This window comes from Spirosoma panaciterrae DSM 21099 (assembly GCF_000374025.1).
Classification (GTDB): domain Bacteria; phylum Bacteroidota; class Bacteroidia; order Cytophagales; family Spirosomataceae; genus Spirosoma; species Spirosoma panaciterrae.
In genome coordinates this window covers 35,702-54,114 of record NZ_KB893181.1, presented here as the reverse complement: position 1 = coordinate 54,114, position 18,413 = coordinate 35,702, and the positions used below count along the sequence as shown (strand labels likewise).

The following is an 18,413-nucleotide window of genomic DNA, read 5'->3' as shown; positions in this document are numbered from 1 at the left end:
ATATATTCAAAAGTTTGGATGTATTCAACAAAATTTTTAGCCTAGCCCGTCCAGGAAAACCGTCAATTGCTGAATAGCTTCTTTATTTAACCGAAGGTGTATGTTACGCCCATCTTTCGATGAATTCACTAAGCCACTGTCGATCAATTGTTTGATGTGATGCGAAACGCAGGGTTGAGAAAGCCCCACCAGTTCCATTACCTCAGCATTGGTCAATGTTTCCTTTTTGGCGAGTTCGATCAGGATGGATAGCCGGGATCTGTCGGCCATAGCTCCCGTGGCTTTTTCAATAAATTTGCAGTCCATGGCCATTGTTATAATGTATAGTTTCGACAACTCGTCACTATAAAGTTAACAAAATTCATAACGGTATCGTGCCAATGGCTACCTAAACCCTTATTGGTCGGTCGTTTACCTTCGCCATTGGTCAGGAAGCCCTTATTGTACGGAGAATTTCAGCAGCCACTGCCCTACGGTAGCACTGGTCAGGTTGAAGATAAGGTTGGGAAACAGACCGAGTACTAAGGCCATTCCCCCCAACGGAATCAAGAGGAGTTTTTCGCGCAAGGTCAGGTCAGTAAGTACCGTTGTGGCTTCGTGTCGGGACCAGTACGGGCCGAAAAACATACGCTGCAACGTCCAGAGAAAATACGCTGCCGCCAGCAATATACCCGTTGTAGCCAATACTGTAAGCCATCCTGCCAGCCACCGGGACTGAAAACTGCCCATGAGCGTAAATAATTCACCCACAAAACCAGAGAACCCCGGCAGCCCTAATGAAGCAAAAAAGGCGATGGCTGTCAAGGTTGTATAGCGGGGCATTGGCTTCATCAAGCCACGATACGAATCGATTCGGCGATCGTGTGTGCGGTCGTAAATCACACCCGCAAGCAGAAACAACATAGCCGACAATACCCCGTGGCTTACCATTTGATAGATCGCCCCATTGACTCCCTCAGCCGTTAATGAAGCTACGCCCAGCAATACAAACCCCATGTGGGATACCGATGAATAGGCAATCATTTTTTTAAGGTCGGCCTGGGCCAGCGCGTTGAGGCCTCCGTATACGATCGACAAAACGCCCAAACCAGCCAAAATCTGCGCATAATGAGCCGCTCCGTCGGGGAAGAAATCCCAGACAATACGCAGGAACCCATAGCCACCAATTTTGAGTAGAACACCTGCCAGAACAACCGATACAGGTGTAGGGGCCTCTACGTGGGCATCAGGTAGCCAGGTATGTACCGGTACAATAGGTAGCTTAATCGCAAACCCAATGAAGAGTGCCCAAAAGGCTAATTGCCTTGCCGAAAGCCCCCATACCATCAGTTGAGAAGCTGGGTTTAGCAACGCATTAGGCAGGTAGTTGTTGCTATCTGCCAAATACCGCATCGTAAACGTGTGAACAAGCTGGGCAGAATTCAACTGGCCGCTTTGTAACGCGCTCTGAATATTTCGAATGAGTTCATCCGTAGCGGCCGAAGGGTCAGGGATAAACCCTGCCGTAATGGCGGTACTTACCGGGTCCATAACCGACAGCGACAGCCCAATCATGACCAGCAAAATCAGCAGTGAACCGAACAGAGTGTATAGAAAAAACTTGATCGATGCGTATTCTCGTCTTGGTCCTCCCCAAAGGCCAATCAGGAAATACATCGGCAGAAGCATGAACTCAAAAAATAGGAAAAAAAGAAAGAAATCCAATGCGGCAAAACAGCCCATCACCGTGCCTGTCAGGAGCAGATACAGGGCGTAGTAGGCCCTTAGCCGATGCGTCATCGTCCAGGAAGAAACAACCCCTATCAGCATGACCACCGCCGACAGAATAATCAACGGCAGGCTAATCCCATCGACACCTAGCAGGTAATCGATCGATACAATCCCCAGATTACCAAGTGGCAGCGTAATCCAGTTAACTTGCTCTACCAGTTGGTAATCGTCTATGGCCTGGTTGAACTCCCGATAAGCAACCACCGATAACATCACTTCGGCCAGTGTAATAACAAAGGCAATCCAGCGAAATTGAATCACCTGGCTCTCAGGCAATAAGGCTATCACCAGCGCCCCAAGCAAGGGAAGAAAAATAAGTAACGAAAGAATCATAAGTTGTTAGGGACACATTCTCTATAGCCCCCACTAGTAAAGCAACCACCAAAGAACCAATACTAAACCAACTACAGTCACCATAATATAGGACTGCACGCGCCCATTTTGCACCGATCGTGTCATTTGTCCAAAAAAACTGGCTATCCAGGCGGCACCGTTTACAACCCCATCGATTACCAGCCGATCAATGGCTCGCGCTATATAAGCCAGTACCACCAGGGTAATCCCCAGATTATTTACAGTGCCATCAACCAGACGTCGATCAGTCCGACTCAGGAGGTTGGCAAGTTTTTGGGTTGGATTAATGACCAGATACTGAAATAGGCTATCTAAAAAACCATATTCAAGCGATAGCCGGACCGCTATTGTATCAGTCCGAGGGGCGTTCATACGAAATCCTGCCCATCCCCCTACGGCAACCAGCGCGACTGAAGCCGGAGCCAACCAACCAAAATGGCCTTCCGCTGGTGTGGGTATCAGGCGAAAAAACCAGCTCCCATGTACCGAAAACGGATTGATCGAAAACCAAAAGCCAAGGGATAAAATGGCTAACAGGACAACGGGGCCACGCATAAGCCAGTTGGGTTCATGCGTTTGGTCTAATGGGATGTGTTTGTTCCGATAACTACCGAAAAAAATAAGTCGCCATTGCCTCGCCATATACAGCATGGTCAACCCCGACGACAGTAGCAGTGCTATCGGTATCAGACTGGCAAGCCCACCAGGCTGGTGACTTGCCCAATCGAAAGCGCCACTGAGGATCGCTTCTTTCGACAAAAAACCCGATAAAAATGGAACGCCTGCCAAGGCCGCAGCACAAAAGGTATACCCCCAAAAGGTTATAGGCAGCGTTTGGCGCAGCCCACCCATATGCCGCATATCCTGGGTATGAACGGCATGAATGACGGCACCCGCACTTAAAAAAAGACCCGCTTTAAAAAAGGCGTGGGTCAACAAATGGAACATGGCTCCACTCACATTATTAGTGCCCATTGCCGCCACCATCAACCCCAATTGTGAAACCGTCGAAAACGCCAGTACTTTCTTAATATCCGTTTGGAAGAGTGCCGAATACCCACCCCATACAGTCGTAATGGTACCGATTAGGGCTATTACGACCAGCGCATCGGGCGATAGCAATGGGTGAATTCGGGCGAGCAGAAAAATACCGGCCGCTACCATCGTAGCGGCATGCAGCAGGGCCGAAACTGGCGTAGGCCCTTCCATAGCATCGGGCAGCCAGGTCAATAGTGGAAACTGAGCCGATTTACCCATGCAACCCATAAACAGGCAGAGTCCAAGCGCAGTCGGCAGAGCGCCCCCAACTACGGCTGTATCCAATACCGAAAAGTCGAGCGTTCGGAAGTTATAATAGGTCAGAAAAATACCAATCAGGAATCCAGCATCACCAACGCGATTCATCAGAAAGGCTTTTTTTGCAGCTTTTGACGCCGAGGGTCGTTCGGCATAAAATCCGATAAGCAGATAGGAGGCCAAGCCAACAAGTTCCCAGAAGGCATACATAACCAGCAGATTTCCAGCCAGCACAATACCCAGCATAGCGCCCACAAACAGTTGTAAATACGCAAAATAGCGCCGAAGTCGAGGCTCATCGTGAAGGTAGGCGACTGAATAAATCTGCACCAGCAGCGCCACAAAATGCACCAGGATCAGCATCAGGGCAGCTATTGAATCGAGCCTAAAGCTGATGGAAAACAAAGTACCCGACAGATCCGCCCAGGCAGTCTGAATTGTGAGTGGCTGATCTGGTAAATTTAGCGCCAAAACAAAGGCCACGACAAATCCAAAGCTGGTGGTTAGAATAGCCAGCCAGGCCGATACCCGACGACTTGCCATAGCTAACGCCAGAAACCCAACAAAAGGAAGGCTTAGTAGAAGAGTAGTTAGCAACGATACAGGCAAAGGCGTATGGACGGGCATCCGTATTCGGTCAGAATTGGCCGCAAATATCCCTATTATCCGGTGGGGATGCAAATAGGTTTTATCCCGTTTTCAGCCAGCCCGTTACACTCAATCGTTCGCGGGTGGCAGGAAGCACTTCATGTTCCAATCGTCCACTTTCAAAACAAACCATCCGTCCACCTACAGGAGTGACCATAATTTGCCGCTCAGTTTGATGATCAGCTTCGGGCAGATAGATTGCCAGTTGACCGCCATCTGATTCCTGCCAATCGGCATTGAGATAGCAAATGACCGACAGTTTCCGGCGCGAATCGCTGCGAAACTGGTCCAGATGTCGTTTATAAAAGGTACCTGGTGGGTATACAGCGTAATGGAACTCATAATCCCGCAACCCCAAATAACAGGTCTGGTTTACATACTGTACAAACTCGGCGATCCGCTGTAAAAAGGCCGCTTCTTCGGGAGTAGCCGACGCTTCGTCCAGCCAGAGTATTTCGTCGCCCCGGATCGTATTCTGGACCATTTTCTGCTGATTGCCAATGCCAGCAGCCCGAAACTGGCCCGCTCCCCGACGATCATGCAGGCGGCTGGCCAGGGCTGTTACTTCTTCCTGCGTTAGAAAATTATCGGCAACCCCATACCCTTCCGCTACAATACCGTCGATAATCGACTCAAAAACTGTATTCATAGGTCAAAACTTTTCAGGCTTCGAATCCTGACCAGTCCGTTACTGTTTCAGTTCATTTAGCTCGTCCAGTTGAGCTGTTCGAAAGTGGCGATATACCTGCAACACAATAGCCAGGGCCACAGCCGATTCAGCGGCTGCTACTACCATCACAAATAGGGCCAGCATTTGCCCCTGCAATCGATCAGGATCATACTGGCTGAAGGCGACCAGATTGATATTAACGGCATTTAGCATCAACTCAATACCCATCAGGACAACAATGGCATGACGCTTGAGCAGTACAACCGCAAGTCCTATACTGAACAGGGCCGCACCAACGATCAGAAACAGATGACTATCAACGGGTTGCATTTCGAAACGATTTAGCTAGTGGCGAGGCCAGATAGGTGGCCCCTACCAGAGCAGCCAACAGCAATATGCCAACGATTTCAAACGGCACTACATATTCGGTCATGAGCTGTCGACCGATGGTATTTACGGTGCTCTGCCAGCCAACCGGCTGATTCAATAGCGCAAAATTTGCCCTGGCCAGTAAGGTAAATAAGGCGGCAAATAAACTTCCAGCCACCAACGCACTAATCACCCATCCCGTAGAGCGATTCTGGGAGGCAATTCGATTGGGTTGCTGGCTACTGGCATCGGCCACCGGGTCTGTTTTATTCGTGAGCATTACCCCAAAAATTACCAGCACCAAAACACCTCCAACATAGATCATGAGCTGGGCGACGGCCAGAAAGTCGGCGCTTGCCAATACAAATAAACCTGCAACCCCCAACAGGGTCAGGAGTAAAAAAAAGGCCGCATAAATTACATTGCGCGTAAAAAGTACCGCTAAACCACCAGAGAGGCTAAGCGCGGCAAACGTATAAAAAGCTATTTGAACCAATGCAGTAGCGGAATTAATTAGTCGACTCGCCTTCGTCCGATTTGGGTTTAGGCTTCATAGTTGGCCGGAAGGCAGGTTTGGACTTGGGGGCCTCCTGAACCGATTCGGTGGGCTCCGACACGTTTGACTCCTCAGTGGGCTCAGGCTTCTTATCCAAAATAACCTGTTCGCCAACCTCTCCTTCGGATACAGGCTTCGGCTTCATGGTTGGCCGAAACCCTGGTTTAGGCTTTGGTACTTCGGTGGGCTGTACTTTGGCTTCAGGTTCAGGCACTGGTTTGACCGGATTGGCAGGTTTCATCGTTGGTCGAAACCCAGTAGATTTTGGCTTTATAGGCTCGGTACTGTCCGAATCCTTCGCATCAGGCGTTGATTTGTCCGGCTCGGCTACTTTGGCTACCGTCGGCTTCATGGTTGGCCGGAAACCAGGCGGTTTTGTGCCTGGTTTCGGAGTTACCGTTTCCGCAGTGGGGGGCTCGGTAGCTTCAGGTGAAATCGGTCCCGTAGATTCCGTTTTTCCCGGCTTCATCGTTGGCCGGAATGCTGGCTTAGCAGTTACTGGCTTTTGGGCAGCAGGTTGGCCTTCATCCTGTTTAGCCGCATCAGACTCCTCAACAACAGGCTTTATCGGCTTTTGGGTTGGTTTGAATACCGGACGTTTTGCCGCTTCCAATCCTCCCTGAGCAATCTGTTGCATTTCATCCGGTTTGGCATCGGTTAATGGATGCTCAATCGACGACCCTTCCGAGTTAGCCGGTTTATCGGTAGCAGGTGCAGTCGGTTTGGCTGTCGGCCGAAAAACAGGGCGTTTAGGAGTGGTATCGGCGGTTGATTCAGAAGTGGAAACGGGTCTGGTTACTTTCTGTGCCGCCTTCGCTTCCTCTTTTTCACGTAAGAACTGCTCGTATAAAGACCGTTTTTCATCAGCCTGTTCAGGGGTTAAGTTCGAGAAGTTATACGTAAGCTTACCCAATTCGAATTCACTGTAATCGAATTTTTTGTCCATCGTCAGGCATTCGGTCGGGCAAACTACCGTGCAAAGTCCACAGTAGCAGCACTTAGCCATATCGATGTCGAACTTGGCAGCATACAGTCGAATGGGCGAGCCATCCGATGCCCGGCCCACTTCTTCTGTCGCCTTGATGGCATCAATTGTAATACAGTCTACGGGGCAAACTTTCGCGCATTTATCGCAGACGATGCAATCTTCGATTTCATTCCGAAGGCGATAGCGCCCATTATCGGGTATGGGTAATTGCTCGTGCGGGTACTGAAGCGTAACCAGCCCATTCTGAAGATCGAAGTAATTATCGCTGGCAATCCCTTCAGGTGTCCGGCGCTTCGTTGCCCGTCGAAGATGCTTCAGCGTAAGACTCAAGCCTTTCAACGTAGTCCGAATTCCGGTCCGTATATCGTGGAAGTAAGACATTTTTAATGATTGAATGATTGAGTGATTGAATAACTGAATAGAATTGGTCTTCTCAGTTATTCAATCATTCAATCATTCAGCTATTCAATCAGTATAGTTTAGGAAATCGGTCGGGCTCGCATTCGCTCATCAGTTCGTAAGCCATCTCGATTACATCATCAACATTTGGTTTAGAGAAATAGTCACCGTCGGAACCATAGGGTGGACGATGCGCTTTGGCCGATAACGTACGGGGTGGAGAGTCCAGGTATTGATAGGCATTCTGCCCGTCTACAACCTGCTGCATCATATACGCCGAGGCTCCACCCGGAACATCCTCATCCGCGAAGATCACCCGGTTTGTTTTCTTGATCGATTCCAGAATAAGCTGGTGTACATCGAAAGGCAAAAGTGTCTGCACATCGATTATTTCAGTCTGGATGCCCATTTGTGCCAACTGGTTAGCGGCTTCCCACACAATGCGACACATAGACCCGTAGGTTACGATGGTCAGGTCGGTACCTGTACGGATAATATCAGGCACCCCGAGGGGCACACAAAATTCAGCTAAATTGTCGGGAAGCACTTCTTTCAGCCGGTATCCATTCAGGGATTCAATAAGCAGAGCCGGATCGTCTCCTTTTATTAGTGTATTATAAAAGCCGGCAGCCTGGGTCATGTTGCGCGGTACCAGCACATGTAAGCCACGCAGGCTGCCCAGCATAGCCCCCATGGGTGATCCCGAATGCCAGATACCTTCCAGTCGATGCCCTCTGGTACGGATAATCAAGGGAGATTTCTGCCCACCTTTGGTCCGGTAGAGTAAGGTAGCTAAATCGTCGGTCAGGGTGGCCAGGGTATAATAGACGTAATCGAAATATTGAATCTCGACGATCGGACGCAGGCCCCGCATAGCCATCCCAATTCCCTGCCCAATGATCGTTGTTTCGCGAATGCCGGTATCCGTGATCCGAATCTCACCAAACTTCTCCTGCAAACCCGCAAACCCCTGATTTACATCGCCAATTTTGCCAACATCCTCACCCAACGCCACTACACGCGGATCGCGGGCAAACAGACTCTCGAAATAATGCTGAAGAAGCTGATAGCCATCCAGAATTGGGCTTTCGTCGGAATATTCAGGTAAGACGCCCTCCACCAGCATCGGCGAATCGGGCGATTGGCTATATAGATGGGAGTGAAAACGATCGTCATTCTCAGCGTTGGTACGCCCCAGCCAGTCTTTCAACCGCTGTCGGCCTGCTCCAGAATCACTTCGCAGAACGCGTAATGCTTTTCGAACGGCACTAACTGCGTCGCGTCGGATAGGCATGTCCGTTTTACGAAGTTCCTCGCGAATAGCCATTAACTCTGCTGATTTCGGATTGTGGCGGGCCGCCTGCTGAATTAGCTCGACCGCTTCATCGAAATCGCCTTTCATAGATGCCTGATACGCATTCCAGGCCTCTGTGCGGGCTTTCTTCGTTACTTTCTTCGCTTCGTCTTCTATCTGCTCGAGTTCCTCATTGGTAGCATAGCCATTTTCCAGAATCCATTGCCGAAAAGTTCGATTGCAATCATGTTCGACTTCCCAGGATAAGCGTTCTTTTGACTTATACCGCTCGTGCGAACCCGATGTTGAATGTCCCTGCGGCTGGGTAAGCTCCTGAACATGTACCAATACGGGTACATGCTCGTTTCGACAAATGTGTGCAGCCTGCTGATAGGTTTCGAGCAGCCCAAGGTAATCCCAACCTTTGACGGTAAAGATTTCGATACCTTTATCGCGTGCATCCCGCTGCAAACCCGCCATGGCTTTCGAGATACTAGCTTTAGTTGTCTGATACTCTACGGGTACGGAAATACCATATCCATCATCCCAGACCGACATAAGTAACGGCACCTGTAGCACACCAGCCGCATTCATGGTTTCCCAGAACATGCCTTGTGAAGTGGAGGCATCGCCTATCGTAGAAAACACGATCTCATTGCCATGGTGGGAAAACTTCGTCAGGTCACTCAGATCAGGATTATTTCGAAATAATTTAGATGCGTAGGCTAATCCAAGCGAACGAGGGATTTGACCAGCAGTAGGGGCAATATCGCAAACAGAGTTGTACATTTCTGTCTGATTCCGCCAAAGGCCCTGTTCATCGAGCCAGCGAGTGGCAAAATGCCCATTCATCGAACGGCCAGCGGTATTCGGATCAGCTTCTAAGTCCGTATGTGCATAGAGCTGCGCAAAAAATTCCGTCCAGCGAAGCTCACCCAGAGCCGCCACAAACGTTTGGTCGCGATAATAACCTGACCGAAAGTCGCCCCGCGCGAATGCGCGAGCGGCTGCTAATTGTGCCAGTTCTTTACCATCGCCAAAAATGCCAAATTTAGCCCGGCCTCCCATTACATCGCGCCGGCCCAGTAAACTTGCCTGCCGACTTTCGCAGGCCAGGCGGTAGTCCGATAGGATTTTTTCGCGACTTAAAATATCAGTTGAGCGGAGTTGTTCGTTTGCTATCACAACAGAGCTACGGATTAAAATCGTCTAACTTTCAATTTATCGATGAAGTGGATGGCTTATCTTACCCCAATTACTTAACAAAAGTAAAAGTAAGTCAAAACAAGACAGCTTTCAAAAAAACGATTTTTTGAGTTTCTTTGTTAACCAAACAACAACCTGCAAGGATTGGCAAAATGTTTGCTATGATTGAGGTTGTGAGGGTAAATATCTTAACAACCAAATCATAATTCCGTTTAGTCCAATGAAAAAGATTTTTTCACTTTTCGTAGCTTTATTTGTGTTTGTTGCAGTTAGCTACGCACAGAAAGGCGTTTTGAAATTCGCGAAAGAAACGCATGATTTCGGCAAAGTTGAGCAAGGCAAACCAGTAACCTACGTATTTGAATTCAAAAATACAGGCACTGATCCAGTTGTTATCAGCGATGCCCAGGCATCTTGCGGCTGCACAAAGCCGAGCTGGACTCGCGAGCCAGTCATGCCGGGCAAAACGGGAACGGTATCAGCTACGTTCAACGCGGCTGCCATGGGACCATTCAATAAATCGGTAACGGTAACCAGCAATGCCGAAGCTGGCCAAGCAGTTTTGTATCTGAAAGGCGAGGTCGTGACACAGAAAGAAGCAGAAACCGCAGCTACGCCAGCGGCTACAGCGCCTAAGAAGAAAACTTCACGCTAATCTACTGAAGGGTTAATAGTGTGGTTAAGAAAGGCATCTGGTTGTTTACCGGATGCCTTTTTTTTGTTCAATCGGTTTTGTCATCCCGTCACATAACCAATCGCCCTGTCGGCTGTCCACTCTTCCAAAAGTTATTCTCTATCAGCCTATTACCTTATATATTTGGCCTGTCTACTGACTTACAGCCAATCATGACTCCGCCCCATCGCTGATCCTATCGGCACTTTGTTACGCCTGCCTGTTGTTACCCATCGTTTCAAACCAGACTGTTCAACGCTGAACGGCACATTTACTATACATCATGTTTTTCATCATACTCGGCTTTCTGGCTTTAATCGCCGGATTTGCCATCAATACACCCGCGCTTACTATTTCGCGCTTTTCAAGGCCCGCCAAAGTGGTTGGGGTTATTTTAGTGGTACTAGGTGCTCTGACTGCCAGCATTCGACAAATTGATGCCGGGCAGGTTGGGGTTATTTCGCTGTTTGGCAATGTCAGTGATCGGGTGCTGAATGCAGGACTAAATCTTGTGAACCCGCTAGCTGCTGTCTCTGAATTTGATATAAAGACGCAAAACTACACGATGTCGGCTTCACACGACGAAGGCCAGAAACAAGGCGACGATGCCATTCGGGTTCTTACGGCTGATGGCCTGGAGGTAATCATCGACCTTACCGTCCTGTATCGGGTTGTGCCCGATGATGCCCCGAAAATCTATCGTCAGATAGGGGAAGATTATACCGATAAAATTGTTCGCCCGATCACCCGTACGCGTATTCGCGATAATGCCGTGTATTATGATGCTGTTGCGCTGTACTCAACTCGTCGCGATGAATTTCAGGGGCGAATTTATAAAACCATCGAAGCCGATTTTCGAAAACGTGGATTACTATTGGAGCAATTGCTGATCCGCAACATCGACTTACCTACTTCAGTCAAGAAAACCATCGAATCGAAAATCAATGCCGAACAGGATGCCCAGAAAATGCAGTTCGTTCTACAAAAGGAGCGACAGGAAGCCGAACGAAAACGGGTCGAAGCACAGGGTATTGCCGACTATCAGAAAATTCTGGCCACGGGCCTGACCGATAAGCAGTTGCAATACGAACAGATTAAAGCCCAGCGAGAACTTGCGGCCTCACCGAACGCAAAAATTGTGATTATGGGAAGCCGAGGGAATGTGCCCTTGATCCTGAATGATTAGTAAGAAGACAGGCGACTGAAGTTTGGTGAGTCCTATAGTTCTATCATCAATCTTCAGTCGCCCGCCTTCTTCACTGTCTGTTTCTTTATTTAGACAAACCTAAACTTGTTAGCCAGGCTTTACAGGCATCGGGCCATTTATTAAGCGAGCCAAATTTTGCTGTTCGCAACCCATAGCCATGCCCTCCGGCTGGATAGAGATGCATTTCGGCCGGAACTCCATTTTTCAGACAAGCCAGGTAATAATTGATGCTATTCTCTACCGGAACCGCTTTATCATCTTCAGAATGGACCAGAAACGTTGGCGGTGTTAGGTTACTTACCTGTAGCTCATTGGAGTAATAGGCAACCTGCTCCGGGGAGGTGTTCAATTTGCCTAATAGTTTATCCCGTGAACCCGTATGGGCTTTCTCCCCAAATGTGACTACGGGGTACATTAAGATAGCAAAGTTTGGTTTGGCCAGTTCGCTCGCTTTAGGCCCCCGATGGTAATGCGTGGAAAGCGTTGACGCTAAATGCCCTCCTGCCGAAAAGCCCATAACGCCAATTCTGGATGGATCTATACCATAACGACTGGCGTTTTGGCGGATCAGAGTCATTCCCTGCATGGCATCCAATAACGGTACTTCCTGCTGGTTGGTCATTATATCAGGATTGGGCAACCGGTATTTCAGTACGAAAGCAGCTATTCCCATTTCATTGAACCAACGCGCCACATCCGACCCTTCATGGCTGGCTGCCAGAATCGAATACCCACCACCCGGACAGATCATCACGGCTGCCCCAGACATTTTCTCTTTAGCAGGCATATAAGCCGTTAAAGTAGGCACCGATACATTGCTGATTCGCAAAATACCATTGGCATCCGTTGCCGACGCTTCTGTAATCCTTGCTCCGGCAATAGCATTTGGAATTGCATCATCAGGCCATAATTTTATAACATCCTGTGCCGAAGAAACCGCAGTCAGACCAGACATAAAAAGCATACTAAGGAAGAAAGCGCGCATATACGTGTAGAAATAATCACAAAGAAGTATTCAAATAAAAAGCCGACCGCTTGGTCGGCTCTACTCATATTTCTACTTCGCTATCCGCATCGGATGAACTGCTGTTTGTCCCACCGTGCAGTATATCAATAAGCTCCTTTACCCGATATACAGTTGTATTATAGCGGTTACCGAGGATAATGATTACATACTCGTCTTTCGGGCTGAACCAGAACATCGTATTGTAGCCCTTCCACCAGCCTGAGTGATAAATATATTCTGGCTGATTCATGTCGTTGAGCATCATCCGAAAACCATACCCGTAATTCTTAGCCCCTTTTCGTTCAAAACTTCGTGGGATAAAGGCTTCAGCCAACATTTTTCGGGGCAGCAGGCAATCGCCATTTAATGCCCGATACCAACGAAACAGATCCCCTGTTGTCGAATAAATTCCTTTATCCCCGACCACATCGTCGTAATAATCTTTGGGAATCCGGCGGTTCCACTGATACCCTGCCGTTCGATGGTGGTTTATAGAGTCGTTTTTGGTAGTTGCCACAAACGTCTGATGCATGCCAAGTGGCTCAAAGATATTTTTGTTGATAAACGACTCATAGCTCAGGCCGGTTGCCTTCTCAATGATCGACGCCAGCACCATATAGTTGGTATTGCTGTAGCTAAAACTACGGCCTGGTATGTTATACGCTTTGGGCGTAGGTTGCACAGTTGCAAACCAATGCATAATTGTCGCATTGGTAGGGTACGGCTTTTCTTTCTTGTAGAAATTAACCTTCATGCTATCATCGAAAGCATATTGGTAATTAGGCAGCCCACTCCGATGGCACAATAAATCCCGAATTGTAATGCCGTGATACGGAAAATCCGGGTAGTATTTTTGAATAGTATCTTCAAACTTCAGTTTACCGGCCTGAATCAGTTTTAGGGTGCCGACGGCCGTAAACGTCTTAGATAACGAGGCTAATTGAAACTTAGAATCTTCGACTAAGGTATCTCGTTGGCTTTTTTCGAAATGACCCAGCCCAAAGGATTGCTTGTAGAGTACAATTCCTTTTTGGGCTATCAATACATTCCCGTTCAGGCCGCTTCGAACTTTCTGCCGGATAATTTCGTCGATCTGCTGCGTTTTCCGGTCTGCATCGATTTGCTGGCGGATGGCTGCTTCCTGATCGGTAGTAAGCAATTGCCCATCGGCACAGTTACGCATTTCCCGCGCTGATCGATTCAGGTTCTTTTGCGAATCCTGCGTACACGCAACACTAATTGCTATGAGAATTAAGCTAGTGCAAAAACTCCAGATACTATTCGTCCTCACCATCCTCACGCACTTTATTTCAACGTACTTTTATTAGCAGACATTAAACAAAAATAGTATTTATACCAGATTTAGCGATCTTCAATCCGTTAAAATCGAATGAAAGTTCGTTATCGGCCTTTCAGTTGTTCATTTAAATGGCCATCTGGGAGAGAGTACAGATCGGGGCTTTTGTTTATGCACAAACACACCTGTCTTACGCAAACTAACATATCCTCCAACACTATTAGGTAATAATTCTCCCGAATCAAGTGCCAATGCGCCATTCAACACAGCCCCACCAAATAGATTGACAGGCACAGAAGCCGTTAGCAAACCAGAAAACTCTGAAGGCAACGTAATATAAGGAGTAACATAGGTACCCGCATTTTTACTAAATGATAAACGGGTAGTTATATCTACTTTACCTGCTACCAAAGCACTTAAACCTAAGTGAAACACACTGACTCGGTTATTCGCAATGCCATATCGGGGAGGTAACGAGGAATTTACTTCCTGCTGGGGTGTTAAAAAAGGGCTGCCGATCGTACGGCCAAAATACGTCCAGCCATCTAAGTACTGACTATTGTTAAAGTAATCATCCCGACCCCGTCGTTTCGGATCGTCCAGAATGAACACATCTCCTCCCTGACTACCTGTAAATAAATATTCGACTGTAATTTGCCGTAAAAAAAAAGCGGAGTTTTCTGGAGAGTTACGATTTTTTAATCGCAGTCCATTTAATCCATCCTCCAGATTAGTACCGTAAAAAAGAGAGCCATCATCGTAAACGAACTGTCGGTAGGCAAATAGATTCCAATGGCCAATATTTACGTCAGCAGCCACATCAACAGATCCTAAATGATTACCGATTCGATTCTCTTCGAAATTCGTAGTTGTTTGAATACTCTGATCATCCGGGAATGGGTTACGGGTACCTAATACCACTGCTGGAAAATATTTTATCGCAGATGGTAAGCGTCCATTAGCCGCAACACCGGGCCCTAAATAATTAGAATACCCTCCCCACATCACCTGATGATTGAACCCTCCATATACACGAACCCGCCAGGTCGGCTTTCCCAATCGGCCATAGAAAGAGGACTGATGAAGATATACCCCTTTTACCAGCCGATTATCGCTCTCAAACCATCCATGTGAGAATGTACCCATCAGGGATAATAGGCCTTTGGTAAAGGGTAGCGGAGTAAATTGGGGGAGTGATAGTTGAATCTTAGGAATTGGTAATGCATTACCAGACCATATATATGAGCCGGTGGTCAATAAAGTATCCATCAGTCCAATCACTTCTTTCCGCCTTCCGGCATACAATTCGAAGGCCCCCAAACGTCCTTTTATGTAAGCCTCCGGTAAAAGTATCTGATTAGTTTGGCCTAGGTTAGTGACAGCATTTATACTGTATCCCCAATCCACCAATGGCTTATAGCCCGTGCTGTCAATGGTACGATAATCTGAACTGAGGCCAACCGACAGGTATCCTATTGGGCTCTTTAAGGGTACCGTTCCATATTGATTTGCTCGCAACCAAAATGGGGTTTGATTAGACGAAGTCAGAGCGCCTAGTTCAAGAAGATATTGGTTTGTACGCTGCCCATGAACCAGAGTACATTGTAAAATACATATTATTAAGCTACTTAACCATGCTACTCTAAATATCATATACACAATGATCGGAAAGCCCTTCCAGGTCCTTTATAGTAACATTATTTACCACGTCCCTGTAGCATAACCCTAACCGTTTGGGCAATGATCCACATATCAAATAAAAAGGATCGACGTTCGGGATAGAGGAGATCATATCGTAATCGCTGGACCATTTCTTCAATACTAACTGCATACCCAAACTTTACCTGACCAATCGATGTAATTCCAGGCTTAACAGTTAGAATTTTCTGAAAATCTGTGGGCACTTCCTCCATCAGCGCATCAACATCATACTGAGCCAAGGGCCTCGGTCCAACAATTGACATCTGCCCTAACAGAACATTGACAAATTGGGGAAGCTCATCCAGACGGGTACGACGCATAAATCCTCCCCATGGCGTAATACGTGGGTCCGTTTCGCCCTGTGAATGCTGTAGCCCATCAATCGACTTCTCTGAGCTAAGGTACATACTGCGAAACTTATAAATAGTGAACACCTGCCCCAAACGTCCGTATCGTTTTTGGGCGAAAATTACAGGTCCGTTCGATGTAAATTTGGTTATAGCAGCCAGTATTAAAAAGATAGGGGAGCCGAGAATCAACATGCTCGATGAGAATATAATATCGAAGGCACGCTTAAAAAAGCTAATTCGAAAATCGGCAATAACCTGTGATGATAAATTAAGCACAGGTAAAAAATCATGGTATTCTACTGAAGTACCACGCATCAAAAAGCCCCTAAAATCGACTAATAATTTAACCTGATAATCAGACTCAACGGCATCATCTACAATGGTCCGAATATGATTATTGTCCATGTAGGGCATACAACAATACACACAGTCAATCCTATTTTCCTTTATATAAGCTGGTAGGTCTTGGTAACTGCCCTGAAGAAATTCGCCATTTTCGGGGGATTGGTCATCAAAATAGCCATAGAAATGAAAGCCCATTTCAGGATGGGCTTCGTAAAATCCATGAATAGTTTTTGCCAGCTTACCGTAGCCTACTACAATATAGCGTCTATGATTATATCCTCTTGCTCTGTACTCCTGTAAAAAAAGAACTCCCCCTATTCGAACCAGAGAGCCAAGCAATAAGAAAATAGCATAAGCTATTACCAGATGTTCACGTGAGTAGTAATACCCTTTGACCGCAATCCAGTAGATCGCAATAACGCCTACATGTACAAAAACTAATACGACTAATTGCTTAACTAAATGATCTGACTTGAATAGTTGCCGAGGATAGACATAGGGCTTTACTAGTACTATCTCTATTAACCAGATGATATTAAATATAGCCCAAAGTGATCCATATGGATACTCCGACACTGATTCTATTTCATGAAATTTTATCCAATAAGCGCCTAAAAACCCTACATTAAGGCTCAGGAAGTCAATGATTACGTGCAGCGGGAAAAATAATATGGAATATCTATGCTTCATTCCGACAACTTTTGTTCACCTTTAGACTCTATCTAGTACCAGGCTAGCACATAATATGCTAAAATAACACAGTTCACTGGTGAATTAGTACGAATATTATTCTATGGTTCTAAAGTTAATCTGTACACTAAGTCTAAATTCGTCTTTAATTATAGCTTTACGTAGAAAGACCACCCAAAAAACAGTTGACGACCAATCACTTAGCCTGTATCCAAATTTTCCGTAAACTAATGAATGTCCCTATACCATTTTGATACAGGCTTCCATTATCAATGGCCAGATTGGCGGTTAGCTGAACCCCACCCAGTACATTAAGTGGAGCGACAATACTGGCTAATGCCGAGAACTGATCTTTGGGCTTTGTAAATGGAAGATTATAGGTGCCCAAATTACGGCTAAAGGATAGCTTCATCTGGTATGAAATAGGATTTAACCACTGACTCCGAAATACGGGTATAGTTCCAGCGAAGCCAGCATGAAAGACATAAACACGGTTATTGTTCGTGAATGTGCCATATGGATACTGATCATTTGGCCCTAATGCAGGTGGAATAAACGGAGTACCTATCGTGTGTTGACGATAAGCCCACCCATCCCGAAACTGTTGGTGGTTAAAGTAGTCATCTTTACCTCGCCGTTTGGGATCATCGAATACAAATTCATCCCCACCCTGATTGGTCGTGTTCAAAAATTCAAATAAAATATCCCGAACTATGGCTTTGGGGTTGTTCCGTCTAATCCTAATCCCATTTAAACCATCCGCGATATTAGTAAGATAGAACAGAGATCCATCATCATATACATTCTGGCGATATATATACAGCGTGTGGCGTATGAGGTCAATTTCGACCGCCACGTCAATGGAGCCTAAATGATTTCCAATACGATTCGTTAGATCAAAATAATTATACTTACTTGTATCCGTTTGAGGTGGCCCAAGCGTAGATACAACATAGAAATAATTCAATAATCCTGCTGGAAGCTGACCTCCAGTAGGAATAGTAGTTGGGTTTGAACTAGGATCAGCTAACCTCCCCCCCCACACTACTTGATGATTGCCTCCTCCATAAACCCGTACGACATCCTGCGGCCTTCCAAATCGAAAATAGAGTGATTTCTGATGGAGCATAGGGTTTAAGATGTACCCTTTAGCATCCAGATATCCATGAGCAAACGTCCCCTGAACAGCTACCCAACCTTTCGTAAAGCCGATTGGCGTAAAATTCGGTATGGCAATCTGAATTTTGGGTATTGGCATCGCATTGCCCGACCAGGCATACGAACCAGTAGATAGAGTCGAGTCGGCTAATCCAAACTTCTCTCGCTGGCGCCCAATATAGACTTCAAATATGCCCCGTCTTACCTTGAAAAATGCTTCAGGCAGCAATACACTATGTTCATACGACAGTTTACTCTTATTTATATTCACTACAGCACTGAGCCCATAACTGTAGTCGAATCTTGCCCTACGCCACTGGCCAGTGCTATGCCGGGTAGAATCATAGTCAGCATATGCACCTACCCGGAAAGTGAGTGAAGGCGATTGATTAGGCACAATGCCATATTGATTAGCCCTAAGCCAGAAAGGCGTTTC

The 18,413-nt window shown here is 46.8% G+C and carries 15 protein-coding genes; 2 read left to right on the top strand and 13 right to left on the bottom strand.

The window, feature by feature from the left end; genetic code table 11:
- Positions 1-36 precede the first annotated feature (36 nt).
- The 8 genes from B153_RS0112190 to B153_RS0112155 all read right to left on the bottom strand — a co-directional run bounded on the left by B153_RS0112190 (position 37) and on the right by B153_RS0112155 (position 9,529).
- On the bottom strand, positions 37-306 hold the full coding sequence (locus B153_RS0112190) for an ArsR/SmtB family transcription factor (RefSeq protein ID WP_040761303.1): 270 nt from the start codon (positions 304-306) through the stop codon (positions 37-39).
- A 132-nt stretch (positions 307-438) separates the two neighbouring features.
- Positions 439-2,103, bottom strand: a complete 1,665-nt coding sequence (locus tag B153_RS0112185) for a complex I subunit 4 family protein (protein WP_020596993.1) — start codon at positions 2,101-2,103, stop codon at positions 439-441.
- 33 nt (positions 2,104-2,136) lie between these two features.
- Positions 2,137-4,047, bottom strand: a complete 1,911-nt coding sequence (locus tag B153_RS0112180) for an NADH-quinone oxidoreductase subunit 5 family protein (protein ID WP_020596992.1) — start codon at positions 4,045-4,047, stop codon at positions 2,137-2,139.
- A 61-nt stretch (positions 4,048-4,108) separates the two neighbouring features.
- Positions 4,109-4,717: a 2OG-Fe(II) oxygenase gene (locus B153_RS0112175; RefSeq protein WP_020596991.1), complete on the bottom strand. Its 609-nt coding sequence runs from the start codon at positions 4,715-4,717 to the stop codon at positions 4,109-4,111.
- 39 nt (positions 4,718-4,756) lie between these two features.
- On the bottom strand, positions 4,757-5,068 hold the full coding sequence (gene nuoK / locus B153_RS0112170) for an NADH-quinone oxidoreductase subunit NuoK (RefSeq protein WP_020596990.1): 312 nt from the start codon (positions 5,066-5,068) through the stop codon (positions 4,757-4,759).
- Entirely contained in the window at positions 5,055-5,603 is a 549-nt protein-coding gene (locus B153_RS0112165; protein WP_020596989.1) for an NADH-quinone oxidoreductase subunit J family protein, read from the bottom strand. Before B153_RS0112165 ends, nuoK begins: the two co-directional genes overlap by 14 nt.
- 13 nt (positions 5,604-5,616) lie before the next feature.
- Positions 5,617-7,032 (bottom strand): 4Fe-4S dicluster domain-containing protein, encoded by a 1,416-nt coding sequence (locus B153_RS34985; protein ID WP_020596988.1) that lies wholly within the window; start codon positions 7,030-7,032, stop codon positions 5,617-5,619.
- An 88-nt stretch (positions 7,033-7,120) separates the two neighbouring features.
- Positions 7,121-9,529, bottom strand: coding sequence for a thiamine pyrophosphate-dependent enzyme (locus B153_RS0112155; RefSeq protein ID WP_020596987.1), 2,409 nt, complete (start codon positions 9,527-9,529; stop codon positions 7,121-7,123).
- A gap of 241 nt (positions 9,530-9,770) precedes the next feature.
- On the opposite strand from B153_RS0112155, the gene B153_RS0112150 reads away from it, so the two are divergent.
- Both B153_RS0112150 and B153_RS0112145 read left to right on the top strand, forming a co-directional pair.
- Positions 9,771-10,205, top strand: coding sequence for a DUF1573 domain-containing protein (locus B153_RS0112150; RefSeq protein ID WP_020596986.1), 435 nt, complete (start codon positions 9,771-9,773; stop codon positions 10,203-10,205).
- A gap of 301 nt (positions 10,206-10,506) precedes the next feature.
- Complete coding sequence (locus B153_RS0112145) at positions 10,507-11,409, top strand: prohibitin family protein (RefSeq protein ID WP_020596985.1); 903 nt, start codon at positions 10,507-10,509, stop codon at positions 11,407-11,409.
- An 85-nt stretch (positions 11,410-11,494) separates the two neighbouring features.
- Here B153_RS0112145 and B153_RS0112140 read toward each other — a convergent pair whose 3' ends face one another.
- The 5 genes from B153_RS0112140 to B153_RS0112120 form a co-directional block, all read right to left on the bottom strand.
- A complete protein-coding gene (locus B153_RS0112140) occupies positions 11,495-12,415 on the bottom strand; it encodes an alpha/beta hydrolase (RefSeq protein ID WP_040761289.1) in 921 nt (306 codons plus the stop codon).
- A 64-nt stretch (positions 12,416-12,479) separates the two neighbouring features.
- Positions 12,480-13,619, bottom strand: coding sequence for a serine hydrolase domain-containing protein (locus B153_RS0112135; RefSeq protein ID WP_020596983.1), 1,140 nt, complete (start codon positions 13,617-13,619; stop codon positions 12,480-12,482).
- Between the two features lie 237 nt (positions 13,620-13,856).
- A complete protein-coding gene (locus B153_RS0112130; RefSeq protein WP_026262104.1) occupies positions 13,857-15,386 on the bottom strand; it encodes a capsule assembly Wzi family protein in 1,530 nt (509 codons plus the stop codon).
- A 44-nt stretch (positions 15,387-15,430) separates the two neighbouring features.
- Positions 15,431-16,819, bottom strand: coding sequence for an exopolysaccharide biosynthesis polyprenyl glycosylphosphotransferase (locus B153_RS0112125; protein WP_020596981.1), 1,389 nt, complete (start codon positions 16,817-16,819; stop codon positions 15,431-15,433).
- A 196-nt stretch (positions 16,820-17,015) separates the two neighbouring features.
- Positions 17,016-18,374: a capsule assembly Wzi family protein gene (locus B153_RS0112120; protein WP_245564876.1), complete on the bottom strand. Its 1,359-nt coding sequence runs from the start codon at positions 18,372-18,374 to the stop codon at positions 17,016-17,018.
- Positions 18,375-18,413 lie beyond the last annotated feature (39 nt).

Bases quoted from the DNA above. Each gene is read 5' to 3' on its own strand.
- B153_RS0112190 (WP_040761303.1), bottom strand. From the start codon at position 306: ATGGACTGCAAATTTATTGAAAAAGCCACGGGAGCTATGGCCGACAGA.
- B153_RS0112185 (WP_020596993.1), bottom strand. From the start codon at position 2,103: ATGATTCTTTCGTTACTTATTTTTCTTCCCTTGCTTGGGGCGCTGGTG.
- B153_RS0112180 (WP_020596992.1), bottom strand. From the start codon at position 4,047: ATGCCCGTCCATACGCCTTTGCCTGTATCGTTGCTAACTACTCTTCTA.
- B153_RS0112175 (WP_020596991.1), bottom strand. From the start codon at position 4,717: ATGAATACAGTTTTTGAGTCGATTATCGACGGTATTGTAGCGGAAGGG.
- nuoK (WP_020596990.1), bottom strand. From the start codon at position 5,068: ATGCAACCCGTTGATAGTCATCTGTTTCTGATCGTTGGTGCGGCCCTG.
- B153_RS34985 (WP_020596988.1), bottom strand. From the start codon at position 7,032: ATGTCTTACTTCCACGATATACGGACCGGAATTCGGACTACGTTGAAA.
- B153_RS0112150 (WP_020596986.1), top strand. From the start codon at position 9,771: ATGAAAAAGATTTTTTCACTTTTCGTAGCTTTATTTGTGTTTGTTGCA.
- B153_RS0112145 (WP_020596985.1), top strand. From the start codon at position 10,507: ATGTTTTTCATCATACTCGGCTTTCTGGCTTTAATCGCCGGATTTGCC.
- B153_RS0112140 (WP_040761289.1), bottom strand. From the start codon at position 12,415: ATGCGCGCTTTCTTCCTTAGTATGCTTTTTATGTCTGGTCTGACTGCG.
- B153_RS0112135 (WP_020596983.1), bottom strand. From the start codon at position 13,619: ATGCGTAACTGTGCCGATGGGCAATTGCTTACTACCGATCAGGAAGCA.
- B153_RS0112130 (WP_026262104.1), bottom strand. From the start codon at position 15,386: ATGATATTTAGAGTAGCATGGTTAAGTAGCTTAATAATATGTATTTTA.
- B153_RS0112125 (WP_020596981.1), bottom strand. From the start codon at position 16,819: ATGAAGCATAGATATTCCATATTATTTTTCCCGCTGCACGTAATCATT.